This is a genomic window from Bacillus sp. C1 (assembly GCF_054570475.1).
On record NZ_JBTMZT010000005.1, the window covers coordinates 135,109 to 153,674 of the forward strand.

At 35.9% G+C, this 18,566-nt stretch carries 16 protein-coding genes; 13 read left to right on the forward strand and 3 right to left on the reverse strand.

Translation table 11 applies throughout. The annotated features are described in order from the left end of the window. From ACX5JI_RS16720 to ACX5JI_RS16755, 8 genes are all read left to right on the forward strand, one after another. Positions 1–2,174: SH3 domain-containing protein (locus ACX5JI_RS16720; RefSeq protein ID WP_459502159.1), on the forward strand; the 2,174-nt coding region annotated here is incomplete at its 5' end. Positions 2,175–2,237: 63 nt separating this feature from the next. After that, positions 2,238–3,116 (forward strand): ROK family protein, encoded by an 879-nt coding sequence (locus ACX5JI_RS16725; protein ID WP_459502160.1) that lies wholly within the window; start codon positions 2,238–2,240, stop codon positions 3,114–3,116. Between the two features lie 128 nt (positions 3,117–3,244). Continuing rightward, positions 3,245–3,841: a TerD family protein gene (locus ACX5JI_RS16730; protein WP_459502161.1), complete on the forward strand. Its 597-nt coding sequence runs from the start codon at positions 3,245–3,247 to the stop codon at positions 3,839–3,841. Between the two features lie 23 nt (positions 3,842–3,864). Then, positions 3,865–4,449, forward strand: coding sequence for a TerD family protein (locus ACX5JI_RS16735; protein WP_459502162.1), 585 nt, complete (start codon positions 3,865–3,867; stop codon positions 4,447–4,449). 260 nt (positions 4,450–4,709) lie between these two features. Continuing rightward, complete coding sequence (locus ACX5JI_RS16740) at positions 4,710–5,288, forward strand: TerD family protein (protein ID WP_459502163.1); 579 nt, start codon at positions 4,710–4,712, stop codon at positions 5,286–5,288. 72 nt (positions 5,289–5,360) lie between these two features. After that, entirely contained in the window at positions 5,361–6,149 is a 789-nt protein-coding gene (locus tag ACX5JI_RS16745) for a TerC family protein (RefSeq protein ID WP_459502164.1), read from the forward strand. 119 nt (positions 6,150–6,268) lie between these two features. After that, entirely contained in the window at positions 6,269–7,900 is a 1,632-nt protein-coding gene (locus ACX5JI_RS16750; RefSeq protein ID WP_459502165.1) for a YceG family protein, read from the forward strand. 18 nt (positions 7,901–7,918) lie between these two features. Continuing rightward, the gene (locus ACX5JI_RS16755) at positions 7,919–9,004 is read left to right on the forward strand and encodes a toxic anion resistance protein (protein ID WP_459502166.1); all 1,086 of its coding nucleotides are present in this window, start codon (positions 7,919–7,921) and stop codon (positions 9,002–9,004) included. Between the two features lie 35 nt (positions 9,005–9,039). On the opposite strand, the gene ACX5JI_RS16760 is transcribed toward ACX5JI_RS16755, so the two are convergent. Next, positions 9,040–11,706, reverse strand: coding sequence for a cation-translocating P-type ATPase (locus ACX5JI_RS16760; protein WP_459502167.1), 2,667 nt, complete (start codon positions 11,704–11,706; stop codon positions 9,040–9,042). 196 nt (positions 11,707–11,902) lie between these two features. After that, positions 11,903–12,127, reverse strand: coding sequence for a DUF1128 domain-containing protein (locus ACX5JI_RS16765; RefSeq protein ID WP_459502168.1), 225 nt, complete (start codon positions 12,125–12,127; stop codon positions 11,903–11,905). 171 nt (positions 12,128–12,298) lie between these two features. Here ACX5JI_RS16765 and ACX5JI_RS16770 point away from each other — a divergent pair, with 171 nt between their 5' ends. Genes ACX5JI_RS16770 through ACX5JI_RS16780 form a run of 3 tightly spaced genes read left to right on the forward strand, consistent with a single transcriptional unit; the run spans position 12,299 to position 14,151 of the window. Next, the gene (locus ACX5JI_RS16770; RefSeq protein ID WP_459502169.1) at positions 12,299–12,763 is read left to right on the forward strand and encodes a low molecular weight protein-tyrosine-phosphatase; all 465 of its coding nucleotides are present in this window, start codon (positions 12,299–12,301) and stop codon (positions 12,761–12,763) included. 53 nt (positions 12,764–12,816) lie between these two features. Next, entirely contained in the window at positions 12,817–13,275 is a 459-nt protein-coding gene (locus tag ACX5JI_RS16775) for a DUF4075 domain-containing protein (RefSeq protein WP_459502170.1), read from the forward strand. 6 nt (positions 13,276–13,281) lie between these two features. Next, positions 13,282–14,151, forward strand: coding sequence for a YihY/virulence factor BrkB family protein (locus tag ACX5JI_RS16780; RefSeq protein ID WP_459502171.1), 870 nt, complete (start codon positions 13,282–13,284; stop codon positions 14,149–14,151). A gap of 198 nt (positions 14,152–14,349) precedes the next feature. Here the strand turns inward: ACX5JI_RS16780 and ACX5JI_RS16785 are convergent, their stop codons facing one another. Next, the gene (locus ACX5JI_RS16785; protein ID WP_459502172.1) at positions 14,350–16,296 is read right to left on the reverse strand and encodes a heavy metal translocating P-type ATPase; all 1,947 of its coding nucleotides are present in this window, start codon (positions 16,294–16,296) and stop codon (positions 14,350–14,352) included. Positions 16,297–16,546: 250 nt separating this feature from the next. On the opposite strand from ACX5JI_RS16785, the gene ACX5JI_RS16790 reads away from it, so the two are divergent. Further along, entirely contained in the window at positions 16,547–17,497 is a 951-nt protein-coding gene (locus tag ACX5JI_RS16790; RefSeq protein ID WP_459502173.1) for a DMT family transporter, read from the forward strand. A gap of 130 nt (positions 17,498–17,627) precedes the next feature. After that, positions 17,628–18,308, forward strand: coding sequence for a lysoplasmalogenase (locus ACX5JI_RS16795; protein ID WP_459502174.1), 681 nt, complete (start codon positions 17,628–17,630; stop codon positions 18,306–18,308). Positions 18,309–18,566: the final 258 nt, after the last annotated feature.

The following is an 18,566-nucleotide window of genomic DNA, read 5'->3' on the forward strand; positions in this document are numbered from 1 at the left end:
AGTATAAAGGAAAAGAAGGCTATATTTCGCTAGAGTTTGTGAAAGTAGAAGGCGGGAAAACGGAAGAGAAGCCGTCAGAAACAACTGGAAATGGTAAGCAAGAGAGCGGAACGATCAATGCGACGAGCTTACGAGTAAGAAGCGCAGCAAACACAAACAGTGCGATCCTCGGAAGTTTAAAAAATGGAGAAAAAGTAGCGATTGTAGGAAAAGCAAATGGCTGGGCGAAGATAAGTTATAAAGGAAAAGAAGGCTATATCTCGTTAGAGTTTGTGAAAATAGAAGGCGGAAAAGCGGAAGAGAAGCCGTCAGAAACGATCGAGAGTGGTAAGCAAGAGAGCGGAACGATCAATGCGACAAGCTTACGAGTAAGAAGCGGTGCAAACACAAACAGTGCGATTCTCGGAAGCTTGAAAAATGGAGAAAAAGTAACGATTGTAGGAAAAGCAAATGGCTGGGCGAAGATAAGTTATAAAGGAAAAGAAGGCTATATCTCGTTAGAGTTTGTGAAAATAGAAGGCGGAAAAGCGGAAGAGAAGCCGTCAGAAACGATCGAGAGTGGTAAGCAAGAGAGCGGAACGATCAATGCGACAAGCTTACGAGTAAGAAGCGGTGCAAACACAAACAGTGCGATTCTCGGAAGCTTGAAAAATGGAGAAAAAGTAACGATTGTAGGAAAAGCAAATGGCTGGGCGAAGATAAGTTATAAAGGAAAAGAAGGTTATATCTCGCTAGAATTTGTTCAAATTGGAATAGATTCTACAAAACCGACTGTTCCGGAACAAGTTACAGAGGAGAGAGCTGTTGTTAATGCATCTTTATTAAATGTTCGTAAAGAACCATCGACACAGGCTGCAATTATTGGGCATTTAAAAAATAGAGAGAGCGTGACCATTGTAAGTAAAGGAAACGGTTGGGCAAAAATTCATTTTAGCGGTGGTGAAGGCTATGTTTCGCTACAATTTTTGAAATTAAAACAAGGCTCATCCTCTTATGAAATTGTTACTTCATCGCAAAAGATTCAAAAGCCGAACGAATTAGAAGCAGCACAAATTATGCAAGATATGAAAGAAGATGCTTATATTACAAGCGGCGGTAAAACTGTGAATATGAAGCAAGGGTTTGTTCGAGCGAACGGTGTTATTAACATTTACGATATTGCGACTGGGAAGAAGCTTACATATGTAAAAGGTGGAGCTGATTTAAAGTTTATAAAAGCTGTAGGGGATCGTATCCATGTGAAGATTGATGGATTGACAGGATACGTGAATGTAGATGATGTAACATTACATCCAACGATGACAGGTGCAGAAACTTCTTATTATGCAACAAAAAATGGAAAGTTGTATCATTATGTGTATAACTCTTCTACTGGTAAATATGCAACGTATCAAATTGGAAATGCACCAAAGCATTTAAAAGAAGGCGAACGATATGAAGCATTTGATAAAACAAAAATCGGTGGAAAAGATAGTTATCAATATTTTGAATATGTACCGCTACGTGCAACTTCTACATATGTAGGAGAAGAAATTGATAATTTCTTACGTAAATCTAATGCGAATAGTCCTCTTATTGGATTAGGTAAATATTTTGTAAGTGCGGCAGAGAAGTATAAGATGAATGCAGGGTACTTGGTATCACATGCAATTTTAGAGTCTGGCTGGGGAACGAGTCGGATTGCACAAGAAAAGAAAAATTTATTTGGATTTAGAGCAGTAGACTCGGATCCGTATAACGGAGCAACTGCATTTAAAACGTGGGAAGAAGGCATTGATTTCTGCGCAGCATACATCGATAAGCATTATTTAACGCCAAGTGGAAACACGTATAACGGTGGGAACTTAGGTGATAAGGCTCAAGGTATGAACGTTATGTATGCAAGTGATGAGAATTGGGGACAACAAATTGCGTCTCTTATGTATAGAATAGATTCCATGAATGGTAGTAAGGATTTAAATAAATATCAACTTGGAACATTGAAATCAGGTTCAGAAGTATATAAAGGTTTAGCTGGAGAGACAAATGGTTCCACATCTCGAAATATAATGGTAGCGATTAAAGATACGATCCACACTCCGCGAGGATCATATTATGAAATTGTTTCAGATAATAAGGCGTATAGTAGTGTTTATGTAAAAGTTGAATCAGTAAATCTTGTAAACTCTTATTAAGTATGAAATTTCATCATTTCAATGCGAGTAGATAGAAGTCATGATGTTAGAGGAAGTGACGGAATGAAAAAATATATTGCATTTGATATTGGTGGTACGCAAATTAAATATGGGATTGTTTCAGAAGTAGGAACATTACTGGAACACAAAACGGTTTTTACTGAGTCACATTTGGGCGGTGAACAAATTGTTCAAAAGCTAATTTGCTTATCGCAAGAGTTAATGGATCAGCAGTCTATTTTTGGTATCGGTATTAGTACAGCAGGAATTGTTGATATTCATAAAGGAATGGTAACTGGCGGCGTGGATCATATTCCACGCTATGCCAAAATTCCTATTGTTGATAGATTGCAAACTAAGCTAAAGGTCCCTGTTTCAATTGAAAATGATGTAAATTGTGCAGCACTAGGAGAGAAATGGAGCGGCATAGGCAAAAAGAAGAGAAATTTTATTATGCTGACCATTGGGACTGGAATTGGTGGGGCTATTGTTATCAATGAGCAGTTATACCGAGGTCATTCGTTTAGTGCTGGTGAATGGGGAAACATAGTAGTTGAAGGAAAACGATTTGAAGAAATTGCATCTATTTCAGGATTGATCTCCCTTGTGCAGCGATATAAAGGAGATGGTAATTGGAATGGACAAACAATTTTTGAGTTATACGATAAGAAGGATAAAGAAATTGTAAAAGCAGTTGAAATATTCTTGAAACATCTAGCGATTGGAATTAGCAATCTTGCTTATATCTTTAACCCACAAACAATTATTATTGGTGGAGGGATTACAGCGAGAGGTACTAAGTTTTTAGGAGAAGTGAAAGAAGGGGTAAGAGAGTATTTGCAGGCGGATTTTTATAAAACATGTGAGATTAGTCTGGCTCAAAATCGTAATTATGCTGGGATGATTGGTTCTATTTATCACTTCTTACATCCTTATAAGTAAATTGTATAAATGTTTTCATATAATTGAAAATTTATTCTTTTTTTCAATCGACAAATGATGCTACAATATAAGAGAAGAATACAATATTTTCCCATTTGGAAAATACTTTGTAGAAAGGAAGAAACTTCATGCCTATTATTTTAGAAAAAGGACAGAAGATTGATTTAACGAAAGGACAACCAAAAGTAGCGAAATTACAGGTTGGCTTAGGATGGGATCCGATTGGACAATCAGGTGGATTTCTATCGTCTTTATTTGGAAGTAAACCAAACATCGATTGTGATGCATCTGTGATTATGCTAGAAAATGATCGTTTTTTAAATAAAAATGATCTAGTTTATTTTGGAAACAAACTATCCGCTTGTGGAAGTGTTATTCATTCAGGTGATAATGTAACAGGTGAAGGCGAAGGCGATGACGAAACGATTTTCGTAGAATTGCATAAAGTTCCGAACCGTATTAATCGTTTAGTATTTGTTGTAAATATTTATGATTGTGTGAATCGTCGTCAAGATTTTGGGATGATTCAAAATGCATATATTCGTATTCAAAACCCACAAACACGTGAAGAATTAGCACGTTATAATTTATCGGAAAATTATGGTGGGAAAACAACATTAGTTGTAGGGGAAATGTATCGTCATGGCGGCGAATGGAAATTTTCTGCAGTTGGAGAAGGTACGCAAGACAAGAATTTAAGTGAGATTGTATCACGCTATCAATAATACAATTTAAGGAGGAATAATATATGGCATCGATTTCTTTGAAAAAAGGACAGAAGGTAGATTTAACAAAAACAAATCCAGGCCTTTCTAAAGTTCTTGTAGGTCTTGGCTGGGATACAAATCGTTATGATGGACAAAATGATTTTGATTTAGACGTTAGTATTTTCTTAGTAGGAGCAAACGGAAAAGTATCAGGTCCAGAAGACTTTGTTTTTTATAACAATCCAAAGGGAGCAAATGGTTCTGTAGAGCATCTAGGGGATAATCGTACAGGTGAAGGCGAAGGCGATGATGAAGCAATTAAAGTGGACTTGAAAAATGTTCCTGCACACATCGAGCGCATTTGTTTCACGATTACAATTTATGATGGCGAAGGACGTAGCCAAAACTTTGGACAAGTATCTAACTCTTTCGTACGTATTTTAGACGAAGAGAAGAATGCTGAGTTAATTCGTTACGATTTAGGAGAAGACTTCTCTATTGAGACAGCGGTAGTAGTTGGTGAGTTATATCGTCATGCTGGTGAATGGAAGTTTAATGCAATCGGAAGTGGATTCCAAGGTGGATTAGGTGCTTTATGTAATAACTTTGGGTTGGATGTAGAGTAATAAGAATAGATAAATGCAAATGGAAAAATCGACATAAGAGATTTTTTAGGTGGGGGAGCATCTAGCCATGCATAGAAGTGGTCAGATCCTTTTCTGGTTATGCCAAGTGAAAACAACAGGAGAACAGTAAGCGCAAGTTATCTTTTGTTTTCATAACGGCGACTTATACGTCTGAAAATCAAAATGGATTTATATATGATTGAACCGGTATTTTAATTCTGTATATATTTTTAGAATCATAGTATATGAGGTGAAGATAAATGGTTATTCAATTGCAAAAAGGACAGAAAATTGATTTAGGTAAGACAAGCCCAGGTCTTACAAAAGCGGTTATCGGTCTTGGGTGGGATATTAAATCATATGATGGTGGATCTGATTATGATTTAGATGCATCGGCCTTTTTATTAGATGCAAATGGAAAATGTACGAAAGAAACCGATTTTATTTTCTACAACAACTTACAATCTCCATGTGGATCAGTTTTACATACAGGTGATAACCGTACAGGTGAAGGCGAAGGTGACGATGAGCAACTTGTTGTCGATTTAACTAAAGTTCCATCAGATGTGCACAAAATCGCAATTACAGTTACGATTTATGATGCAGAAGGACGCAATCAAAACTTTGGACAAGTTGCAAATGCATTTGTTCGCTTAGCAAACGAAGAAACAAACGAAGAAGTTCTTCGCTTTGATTTAGGGGAAGATTTCTCCATTGAAACAGCAGTTGTCTTTTGTGAGCTATACCGTCATAATGGACAGTGGAAGTTTAATGCAGTAGGAAGTGGATTCCAAGGCGGATTAGGTGCGCTTGTAAGAGCGTATGGCTTGGATGCATAAGAAGGAAACGAACTTCGTTTCCTTTTTTTGACCTTTCTATAAATCTAGCAAAGAATAGGGGAAAACAGTAAGATGAGCATTTTACAAGGAATCCTTGATACATATGCCCAATTTTTTGACTTGGACATGTGGATTAGAGTATTACAAGATCCTGTATCTTGGGGATTAATTGGTACACTTGTTGTACTTGAAGGATTATTATCTGCCGATAACGCCCTTGTGTTAGCGGTAATGGTAAAGCACTTACCAGAAGAAAAACGTAAAAAGGCATTATTTTATGGGTTAATTGGTGCATATGCATTCCGTTTTATTGCAATTGGAATCGGTATGTTCTTAATTAAATTATGGTGGGTAAAAGTTTTAGGCGCATTATACCTTGCATGGCTTTCTATTAAATACTTTATTGATAAACGAAAAGAAAATAGTGAAGAAGAAGAAGAACATGGCATGAATCAAAACAGCGTTCTCTTTAGAATATTTGGTGTATTCTGGGGAACAGTTGTAATGGTTGAGCTAATGGATATTGCATTTTCAGTAGATAGCGTTCTTGCGGCTTTTGGTGTATCTAATGAAGTTTGGATTCTGTTATTAGGTGGAATGCTTGGTATTTTAATGATGCGTGGTATTGCAGGGGTATTCTTAAAATTACTAGAACGTATTCCAGAGCTTGAATCAACGGCATATATTTTAATTTTAATTATTGCAACGAAGATGTTACTATCTGTTATTCATATTGAAGTGCCACACTGGCTATTCTTTGTGATTTTAGTTATCGCATTTGGTGCAACATTTATTCTGCATTACATGCGACAAGGACAAGCTAGAGAAGAGATTGCAGCTACTAAGAAAGAAGATAAATAATTGGAATGGGTTTGCTCGTTATGCGAGCGCCCATTTTTTATAACTTAAAATAGTTTATAATAAAAGAAATACGTATTGTTTATTAGAAAAAAGTAAACGTTCTTTGGAGGTGAACTGTCGTGTTTTCGCGTTTTACACTTCATCCATATACATTAAAAGAAGAAGCAGATTTAAAGCAATTTGAAACGATTTTAGAAAAACGTCCGCAGTATGAATTGACAGAGAGTGAGATGAAATTTAATTATATAGCTTGTCGTATTCTTGGTGTCCCAAACGATGTAGATGAATATTTTAATGAATTATTTGATTATAGTGAAGCAAAAGGAATTCATGTACTGCATGAACAAAATTTAAATAAAGTAATCGATTCTGAGAAGCTTCGTCATATTCAAGAAGTTTTTTCCTTACATCAAGAAGCGCCAAATGGGCTTACGGTAAATAGACTGGTTGCACATTTATCTGGAAAACAATTGTTACCGAAAATTGATAACCCTGATTTGCAACACTATATACACACAACGTTTATTGCTGTATTAAATTTATATGCGAAACAGCATAATCAATCTTTAAAAACAGAAGGTTTTCGACGTTTCTTAATTGATATAATTAAATTAAGCGAAAATTACGTAGCACAATGGTTTTCGACAATTAATTATAAGAAGCAAATGCCCCGCATCGTTTGGTATGGAGATGCAAAGGAGAGTCGTGTTTATTTCTTGTACTTCCTTATTATGCTCGGGTGTGATGTTTTATATTATCATCCAGAAGGAAAAGATGGCTTTGAACATGTTGATGAGGAAGAAAGAACTTTCGTTATTTCTCATCCAGGACGTATTTCACTAGAACCATTTCCAGATCGACGCCGGGAACGTGTCGCAACCGTAGCTTATCAAGCATCGAAAGAAATTGAACAAGTGCTTCATCATGATAACTCTTTATTATATAAACCGTGGCAATTTCGTACATATACACCTGTCGCACGTACGCTAAAAACAACATACGATGAGCTCTTTTTAATTACGAAAGAGAAGGCATTTGTACGCCCAACGTTCTTTGTGGAAAATAAACATATTTATATTCCGTCTTTATTTGCGAAAGTGTCAGGTGTTTCAAAAAATGAGAAAGAATATTTCCAACGATTGAAAGCTGTTACGTCTTTTGATAATAGCTTATTAATTAATACTTTTCCATTTACAAAAGAGCAAAAAGCAAACTTCCAATTTCATTATCGTGATGCATTAGACCGGGCGGGGAATTTGCATCCTGATCAAATTATAAATAGTCATTGGTGGCCGCATAAGCGCTTACCTGAAGGGCTTCAACATGGGATTGCGGAAGCTATTATTCATACGTGTGAAAGTGAACTTTGTAAACCCGTTGGAAAAGAAACGAAACAAGAAGTCGCGCTGTATGTTTTTGCGCAGCTTTCCCAAATTCCACCTAATATTTTAGAGTTGCTTGAGAAATTTGATTATTCGCAAGAAGTACCAAAAATTGTTATATTTAATAATGAAAAGAGTGGAGAATTAACTCGTTCTGATGCTGTCTTGCTGTTATTTTTAAATCAGATTGGAATTGATGTACTCCACTTTAACCCGACAGGAAGAAATGACATTGAACCGTATATTGAAGCGGCGGCATTTGATTCACATTGGTTGGAGGAAGTGAATTTTGATTTAGAATTTCATGGTCCATCTACATATAAAAATTTATCTCAAACAATTAAAGGGCTATTCCGTCCATTTTTATAAAGAAGAGGAGAATGACATATGAATAATAATCCTATCGTATTAGATTCAAAAACAGAATTAAATGAGCAAACTGCGCAAGATCTTCGCATGCAACTGAGAGAAGACACTGAAGTTCAACGTATTTATAATGCTGTTGATATTAAAGATCAATTGGAATTAATTGAGCTTGGTAAAGAGCCTTCTATGGAGATTTCACGTTTTGCGGATCAAATTTTACATACAATGTCTTTATCAAAGATAGAGGATTCTGGTGATTTATTAAAACAACTTGGCAAAATTATGGACAGGTTTGATAGTAAGGATTTTGCAGAGGAGAAAAGTGGATTTTTCTCTCGCATGTTTAAAAAAGCAGATAAAATGATTGAACAAATTTTTAGTAAGTATCAAACGATGGGCCGTGAGATTGACAAAGTATATGTGGAAATTACAAAATACCAAGATGAAATGAAAAAATCGATTGGTACGTTAGATGGTTTATATGAGCAGAACTTAAAATATTATTTAGATTTAGAGAAGTATGTAGTAGCAGGAGAAATGTTACTAGAACGTTTAAATACAGAGTTAGTTCCAATGTATGAAGAGCGTGTGCGTAATAATGATCAGTTGGCAGGCATTGAATTAGAATCTTTGAGAAACTCTGTTGAAATTTTAGAGCAACGCATTGATGATTTAGAGAAAGCACGTATGGTCGCGTTATTAACAGCACCACAAATTCGTATGATTCAGCGTGGTAATAACAAATTAATTGGTAAAATTAATACAGCATTTATTACAACAATTCCTATTTTTAAAAATGGTATTATTCAAGCTGTGAACGCAAAACGTCAAAAGCTTGTTGCGGATTCGATGGCTGAGCTTGATCGTCGTACAAATGAGCTACTTAAGAAAAATGCACAAAATATTGCAACGCAAAGTGTAGAAGTAGCGAGACTATCCGGTTCTTCTAGTATTAAAATGGAAACACTTGAAGAAACATGGAATATTATTTCAAGAGGTATGCAAGAAACGCAGCAAATTGAAGAGCAAAATAAACGTGAACGTGAAGAAAGCCGCAAGCGTATGGCGGAACTTACAGAGAATATAAAAAAAGAATTGCAAGGATAATATAAAAAGGCAATGAGGGGTCCCCTCATTGCCTTTTAATTTTTCTTGAACACTTTTATCATTTCGTTTATAACAAGCGGAATAATACTTAGTAATATAACAAATCCCCAATCTTTTAAAGTTAAAGCATGTACGCCAAATATATTAGCAATTGGTGGGATGGAGATAATACATACTTGCATAAGTACACCGATAAGTAGGGAGAAAACTAAGTATTTATTTGTGAATATACCAATTGAAAAGATTGATTTCGTACGTGATCGTAAGTTAAATGAATGAACGAGTTGAGAAAAACTGAGTACGACAAACGCCATCGTTTGGGCATGTAATAAAGCATCATCATCAATTTGAGATGGGAAGAGTGGGAATATATTCATATCTCCTGTATAGAACTTTGCACCAATAATAAAAGCAATTAAAGTGAGGGTTCCAATCACAATTCCGTTTAAGATAAGAAAAGGAACACTGCCACTAAATAAGCTTTCTTTTGTACGACGCGGTTTTTCTTTCATAACGTCCGGGTCTTCTGGGTCAACCCCAAGTGAGAGAGCTGGGAGTGTATCTGTAATTAAATTCACCCACAAAATATGAATTGGACGAAGTGGAGTAGCCCAGCCGAATAAAATAGCTAAGAAGAGTGCAATAATTTCTCCAAAGTTGCAAGAGAGCAAGAAAAGAATAGCTTTTTTTATATTGCGATAAATATTCCTTCCTTCCTCAACAGCTTTGACAATAGATGAGAAGTTATCATCTGTTAAAACCATGTCAGCCGCACCTTTAGCGACATCTGTTCCTGTAATCCCCATTGCGACTCCGATATCTGCTTGTTTTAAAGATGGCGCATCATTGACACCATCCCCAGTCATAGAAACAATATTTCCTTTTGCACGCAGCGCTCCTACAATTTTAACTTTATGTTCAGGGGAAACACGCGCAAAGACGTTTAAATGATTCATTTCATTTGCTAGTTTTTCGTCTGAAATACAATCTAATTCTGTTCCAACCATGACTTCAGATTCTTTTTCAGCAATACCTAGTTCTTTGGAAATGGCAAAAGCAGTGTCTTTGTGATCTCCTGTAATCATAACGGTACGAATCCCTGCCTTTTTACATTCTGCAATAGATGCTTTTATCTCTGTTCGCGGCGGATCAATCATACCGACAAGTCCGATGAATATAAGGTCTTTTTCTAGATGGTCAATGGAGATGTTTTGCGTGTCGAGCTTTTTGAAAGCGAATGATAGTACGCGTAAAGCTTTTTGAGACATGATTTGAGTAGCTTCTAATATTTGTTTTTTATCTGTATCAGTTAATGGTTCGATTGCACCATCTATAAAAATATGAGAGCAACGAGGTAAAAGCTTATCAATTGCGCCTTTGGTCATACTGTAATAGTTACTACCATACTCATGTAGTGTTGACATCATTTTGCGTTCGGAGTCAAATGGTAATTCGTTCACGCGTCTATATTGGTCTTCTAAAATATCTTTTTGAAGATGAAAGGTGTTGCCGGCAACAAGAAGCGCAATTTCTGTTGGATCCCCAGTTTGTGATTCAGTTGTATAAGATGCGTCGTTACATAAAACCATATTTTCTAATAGTAAATGCTGAGTCGCATTATTTACGTTTAAATTTTCGAGTTTATCGTATGTATGATCACTATAGAAATGAGTAACCGTCATTTTATTTTGTGTTAATGTTCCTGTTTTATCTGAACAAATAATTGTAACAGAACCAAGTGCCTCGACGGCTGGAAGCTTACGAATGATGACGTTTTGTTTAATCATTCGTTGTACACCAATTGCGAGAACGATAGAGACAATGGCTGGTAATCCTTCTGGAATCGCTGCGACTGCCAAGCTAATTGCAGTCATAAACATTTCTAACGTATCTCGGCCTTGGAAATATCCGATGAAGAACATAATGATGCAGATTGCAACGGCTACAAATCCTAAATATTTCCCAACGTGTGCTAAGCTTTTTTGAAGTGGTGTTGTATCGTCGTCAGCTTCATGTAAAAGAATAGCGATTTTTCCAATTTGTGATTTCATGCCTGTTTCAACAGCAACACCAACGCCTCGTCCATAAGTAACGAGTGTGGACATAAATGCCATATTTTTTTGATCACCTAGTGGTACTTGCCCTTCATTTTGGAGAGAAGGATTGTACATTGAATCTTTATCAACAGGAACGGATTCGCCTGTTAAAGCAGATTCTTCAATTTTTAAATTGACAGTTTCGATAAGGCGTAAGTCACACGGAATATAGCGTCCAGCATCAAGCATAATAATATCTCCTGGTACAACTTGTTCGGATGGAATTTCTTTTAATTCACCATCCCGCTTTACAATTGCTTTTGGTGTTGCCATTTTTTTTAATGCTCCTAAAGCTTGTTCTGCCTTCGATTCTTGAATAATACCGATTACAGCATTTAACACAACAACAAGAGCAATAATGCTAGCATCAGCCCATTCACCTACAAAGGCAGAAATAAGAGCGGCAATTAAAAGAACATAGACAAGAACATCATTAATTTGGGAAAAAATACGTTGCCATATAGTTCGTTTTTGTTTTGTGGCGAGTTCGTTTCGACCATATTTTTTTAATCGGATTCCCGCTGTTTCTTCTGTTAAACCATATTGTTTATTTGTTTTAAGTTCAAGTATTGTTTGATCCTTTGTTTTACTATACCAATTGTTCATGAATAAACACCTCCGGTAAACACAGTTAGCAATGACAATACGATACATCTTGCACGGTAAAATGGAATTGGGTGCGTGGTCTATGATGAGGTTCTTTTTTTATTGTACAGCATTTGGAAAATAGATGTAGAAAAGTGAAGGAATGTCATGAAGTTGTTGGAAATAAAAAAGCCCCTTTATATAAAGGGGCTCCTCATTATTTTTTAATTAGCATACCTAATTCTTCTGTAATAGCCTGCATTTCACTAATACTGAATGTTTCACGTTTCATTACATGATCATAAATGTCACGTAGATCTTCATACATCTCGTTGTTAAAGCTTTCAGCTCTCATTGCTCCTGCGTTTACCATACGTAACTTCTCTTTAATAGCCTCTACCATGTATTCAACATTTTCTTTTGATTTTACGGATAAATCCACCGAAGTGTCCCCCTTTGAAATAACATAAGGATATCTTAACATTTTTTATCATTTTCGTTAATGAAACTTTTCACCTCTATTAAATTAGTGGATATTTCCTTTATAATTAATAATTGGTTGTTTATACTATATGTATATATAAGAAGTGCACCAAGAAGGGAAGAAATAAACATGATTCAAGTATTGTTTGTTTGTCTTGGGAACATTTGTCGTTCGCCGATGGCAGAAGCAATTTTTCGTGATCTTGTCGTGCAAGAGGGATTAGAACATAACATTCAAATTGATTCTGCGGGGACGGGTGATTGGCATATCGATCATCCACCTCATGAAGGAACACAAAAAATTTTAAAAGAAAATGAAGTCTCTTTTGAAGGAATTAAAGCACGTCAAGTAGAAAAAGAAGACTTAATAAAGTTTGATTATATTATTGCCATGGATAACAAGAATATAGCCGATTTAGAAAGTTTAGGTAAAGCTGGAGGTTATATTGGTAAATTGTCCGATTTTGTTCCAGACGGTGGCTGGACGGATGTTCCTGACCCTTATTTTACAGGGAACTTTCAAGAAGTATATGACCTTGTAACAGAAGGGTGTACAAAATTGTTAGCATTCATTCGAAATGAGCAAGGAATATGAGAAAGCTTAGAAAGAAATACTTTCTAAAATAAGAAACGAAAGGGTGAAGGAATATGGCAAAGAAGAATAAGATAGCTCGAAATATTGCGATTGGAGTAGCTGCAGGCGTAGCTGTTTCCATGCTTAAGAAAGAAAATCGTGAGAAAGTGAAAAATACAGCAGAAAAAGCAAAATCAAAAATGATTGAAATTGGTGAGAATGCAAAGATTAAAGAAAAAGTGCAAACTGTTACAGATAGAGGACGTGAACTTGCAGATTTTAATGTAGTAAAGGCGAAGGTAGCAGAGATTAAGAAATTGACACCAGCTGTTGTTGAAACATTAAAAGAAACGAAAGAAATTTTTAGTAAGAAGAAGGCTGAGCCAGAAGAAAAGAAAGAAACAATTGAAATTCAAGCAATTTCTCCAGCATTAGAAGAGGTAAAAGGAGAAGAACCAGTGAGTGCTGAGGAAAAAAAAACGGAAGCATATATTGAGTTGAAACAAGATAAAGAAGAGAAGAAAAGCGTATAGAGAAATATGAAAAAATTTCTAGAGAAAGCAAGGGGAAATCATGTTTATTCGTTTGGTAAGGATCTATATGACCGAACGATGCGAGATGACGTAGCGGGCTTAGCAGCACAGCTCGCTTATTTCTTCTTGCTTGCTATTTTTCCTGGGCTTGTTTTTTTAATTACGCTTCTTGGATTTATACCTATTCATACAGAGGATATACTCAGCTTATTAGAGGCTTATGTGCCAGAAGATGCAATGAATCTAATTGAGGTAAATGTTGATAGCGTTGTAAATAAACAAAATGGTGGTTTATTATCATTTGGTTTATTATCTATGTTATGGTTTGCATCAAATGGTGTAAATGCAGTGATGAATGCTTTTAATCGTGCTTATGATGTAAAAGAAACACGTTCTTACATTACAACGAGAGCACTATCTATTGTACTTACGCTAGCAATGATTTTTATGATTGTTTTTGCATTAATTGTTCCAGTGTTTGGCCAAGTAATTGGAGCAGCGGTTTTTAAAGCGCTCGGTTTATCAGAGAGCTTTGCTTTCGTATGGAGCATTACACGATTCGTGGCCAGTTTCTTAGTGTTATTTGCTGTATTCAGCTTTTTATATACATTTGCACCCGATAGAAAGTTAAGAAGAAGAGAGGTCGTATCAGGAGCGTTATTTGCTACGATTGGATGGATTGTGGTATCGTACTCATTTGCTTATTACGTAGATAAGTTTGCAAACTATGCCAATACATATGGTGGTCTTGGTGGTATCATTATTTTAATGTTATGGTTCTATTTAACAGCTTGGGTCATTTTACTTGGTGGAGAAATTAATGGATTACTGCATTTTTATCGAACAAATGACAATAATTCCCGTGATGAAAAATAAAGTTCTGTTCCATAATAAAGAGGAACAGGGGGGATTCAAGATGAGTAACAATAAAAAGAATCATAATAATAAAAACCAGGGTAAACAAAAAAGTAGTTCGCATCCAAAACATAAAACGAGCAGTAGTGCGAATGGACATAATGGTTACCATTAAAAGCTAGATATTAAAGAAAAAAACGGGTTCCCTCTGGGGACCCGTTAGTTATTTACTTTTAATAATCGTAAGCCGTTTAGTATAACAAGGATTGTACTTCCTTCATGACCGATAACACCAAACGGAAGGGCTAAAAATTGCAAGAAGTTAGAGCAAATTAGCATTGCAATTACTGTTAAAGAAAGAATAACATTTTGTTTAACGATACGATTCATTCGTTTTGATAAACGAATGGCCTGTGCAAGGCGAGAAAGTTCATTTTGCATGAGAACAACGTCTGCTGTTTCTAAGGCAACATCTGTTCCTTCACCCATAGCGACGCCAATACTTGCTGTTGCGAGTGCAGGAGCATCGTTAATACCATCGCCAACCATTGCTACTGTACCATATTTTTCTTTTAGTCGTTTCACCGTTTGTACTTTTGTTTCTGGTAAGCATGATGCGTAGTATTCTTTAATGTGGCTTTCCATTGCAATTGCTTTGGCGGTCTGTTCGTTATCACCTGTAATCATGATAGCTTCAACACCGAGGCCTTGTAAATCACGGATAGCAGCAATTGTTTCTTGTCGAAGTGTATCTTTTAAAGCGATAAGTCCAAGAATTCCTTCTGCATTACTAATATAGACAATCGTTTTTCCTTCTTGTTCGAGTGTAGTAGCGATACCGTTATGAAATGTTTTCGTTTCTTCGCCAATAAAATCGGCTTTCCCAATCTTATAAGCTGTACCTTCTAATATTCCTTTTAAGCCAAACCCAGTAACATCTTCTACACTTTCTGGTTTCGTTAATGTAATATCATATGCATGTTTTGCGTACTTGACGATAGCTTCTGCAAGCGGATGTGTAGAATGACTTTCGATAGAAGCTGTAATATACAGTACATCTTTTTCTGTTATTTTATCACGTACGTAAACATCTGTGACAGTTGGTTTTCCTTGTGTTAATGTTCCGGTTTTATCAAAAGCAATTGCTTTCACTGAGGCAAGGCGTTCTAAATGAATACCACCTTTAAATAAAATACCACTTCGCGCGCCGTTAGAAATAGCGGATAATGTTGCTGGTGTAATCGAGGCCACGAGCGCACAAGGAGAAGCAACTACAAGTAAAATCATCGCGCGATAAAATGTTTCGTTCCAGCTCCATTCTAGTAAAAAGTGAGGAACAAATAACATTAGGGCAACGACAATAAGGACGCCTTTTACATATGTTCCTTCAAATTTTTCAATGAAAAGTTGTGACGGTGATTTTTCACTTTGTGCGTTTTGAACGAGACGAATGATTTTTTGGAACAATGTTTGGTCGCTTCTTTTTGTAATTTTAACTTCAATAGCTCCGCGTAAGTTCACGGTTCCAGCGAATACTTCATCACCCAATCTCTTCTCATTTGGGATTGGTTCCCCAGTGATAGCTGCTTCATCGATATTTGTTTCACCACTATGAATGGTACCATCTGCTGGCACGCGTTCACCTGGTTTAATTAAAATGATGTCATTAATTTTTAACTGACCTACTGGAATGCGTTCTTCTGTTCCGTGTGAAATAAGCAAAGCTTCTTCAGGCTGTAAATCAAGCAGTGCTGAGATTTCTTTTTGGCTTTTGCTTAATGTGTAAGATTCCATTGCGCCGCTTAGAGCAAAGATAAATATTAAAATAGCACCTTCTGCCCAATATCCGATCATAGCAGCACCGATGGCAGCGAAGATCATTAACATTTCTACATTTAATTCCTTCTCTTCAATTGTATCTTCAATGCCCTCTTTCGCTTTTGCATATCCTCCAATTATATAAGCGAGGATGTAAAAGGTGATTCCCGTAGTTGTTGCTTCGTTTTTAGTGAATAACCAGCCCGCTAAAATGAAAATACCAGATAAGATAGCAAAGATGAGTTCATGATGCTTTTGAAATGTTTGAATCCAAGATGGACGAGACACATCCTTTTTTGATGGTATTGTTTTTACTTCTGTGTTCATAATTACTCGCTCCTTCCACATTCTGATTGAGAAAAAGAATCATAATCGCAATCCCCATAAAACGACGAAAGCTGCCATCCATACGGATAGCAGCATTTCTATTTAAACCAATTTTATCTATTATTATCTTGTAATTATTCTATAGTATAGCATATGTTTTTAATTGGTGATATGTTTTTGTTTGTGTATAAAATTGAAAAACTTGTTTTTTTTCTTTTCCTTTGGTATATATGAATATTGTTCGTAAAAAGGTCGGAAAGGAAGACAGCAAGTGAAGACAGAGAAATTTTTTACCCATCCGATTGGTGTATTTGTTGCAGCACTGGCAGCGACATTCCTATGGGGAAGTGCATTTCCTTTTATTAAATTAAGTTATGCTGAACTTGGAATTCAGCCACATGAAGTTGGTGAGCAAATATTATTTGCGGGTTATCGCTTTTTCTTATCAGGTGTGATGCTCTTATTCTTTTTTAAAGCGATAGGAAAGGATATGAATTTCAAAAAAGAAACGGGAAAGCAATTAGTACAAATTGGTTTGTTTCAAACATTCCTACAATATGTGTGTTTTTATATTGGAATGAGTTACAGTTCTGGAATTGAAGGTGCTATTATTTCAGGGACATCATCTTTCTTCCAAATTTTAATCGCACATTTTTTGTATAAAGATGATGCATTAAATATTCGAAAAGTGATCGGCGTGTCTATCGGTTTTTGCGGTGTAATTCTTGTGAATGTTCCAAGTGATGGAAGTATGGCATTTCATTTTGGAATTGGTGAATTATTGCTTCTTGGGGCAGCACTGATGTATTCATATGGAAATATATTGGCGAAAGAGGGAAGCAAAACATTAGATGTTGGGTACATGACAGCATACCAGATGATTTTTGGATCTATTGGATTATTATGTATTGGCGTTTGTCAAGTTGGACTTATGCCTTTCATATTCAATATGAAAGCACTATTTATGTTACTATATTTATCCTTCTTATCAGCGGCAGGATTCTGTATTTGGAATACGGTTATGAAATATAACAAGGTTGGCAAAGTATCGATGTATATGTTCTTTATACCAGTATTTGGCGTTTTATTATCCAGCATGATTTTAGGGGAAGCAATTCATTCATTTGTTTTATTTGGCTTAGCGTGCGTGGCGGCGGGGATTATCGTAGTAAATCGAACGCCAAATATACGGAAAATAGAGCAAGAGAAAGAAGCGGCTTAAAGTTAGTGCAGTTATTATAATTTCGTGTAAAAGAGGGACAGAAGTGTCCTTCTTTTTTTAAAATTTTAGAGGATAAAATAAGTTATGGAACGAAAATACATTAGTATCCGTTCATTAAGGAGTATATATTATGAATGAAATCTATATATTATTGATTGGACAAATAATGTTATTTGTTTTCGGTGCGTTTTTTGCAATAAAGCAGACAAAGCAAACTAAAAAAAATGAGCCGTTACCGCTATCAGTTCGGCTCATTCTTAGCTTTTCTTTAACAGGCGGTGCGATTTGGATTTGGTTACAAGATCCAGCTGTAGAATATCGGCAATGGACTGCAATTGGTATGACGTTGTCTACGCTTGGTGACTTGTTTATGGCAGGGCTCATTCCGTTTGGGCATCGTTTAATCGGTGGTATGGTTACATTTGCAATTGCACATTGTTTTTATGTAACAGCATTTTTGCAAACAGGTATTTCATGGAAAGGATTTTGGATTGGGACATGTATATACGGTTTATTTTTAATAATTGGTTGGTTCTTTTTTATTCGGAATCAAAGGCAAGATAAGTTGTTTACAATTGGTGCCCTTGTGTATGGATTATGGGTTGGCGGAATGGCATGCTTTGCGTTTGCCTTATATTATGCAAGTAATGGCATATGGTGGATACCGGCGCTTGGTGGATTGTTATTTGTTATTTCAGATTTTATTATTGGTGTGACGGATATTGGTGGGCGTAAAGTAAAATATGATCCGCTTTGGATCTGGCTTACATATGTTGCAGCACAGATGTGTATTGTTTATACCGAGATATAAGAAATGAAGAACTGCTTATAAGAGCAGTTCTTTTTTTGATGTAATAATTTTATTCAGTATGGGACAGCTTTTGGGGTTTAACGAGCTTACTTACGCTAATCTTTATAGGACATTCAGTTTACTATTATAACTTGTTAGTGTAAGACAAATCGTTTGATTAATTAGTAGGAGGTATGGGATTTATTCACAAAAAAGTTTTATAATAGAAGAAGATAGAAAGAGGAAATAAATAGAAAAGAAAAGTCACTTGCGTGAGCT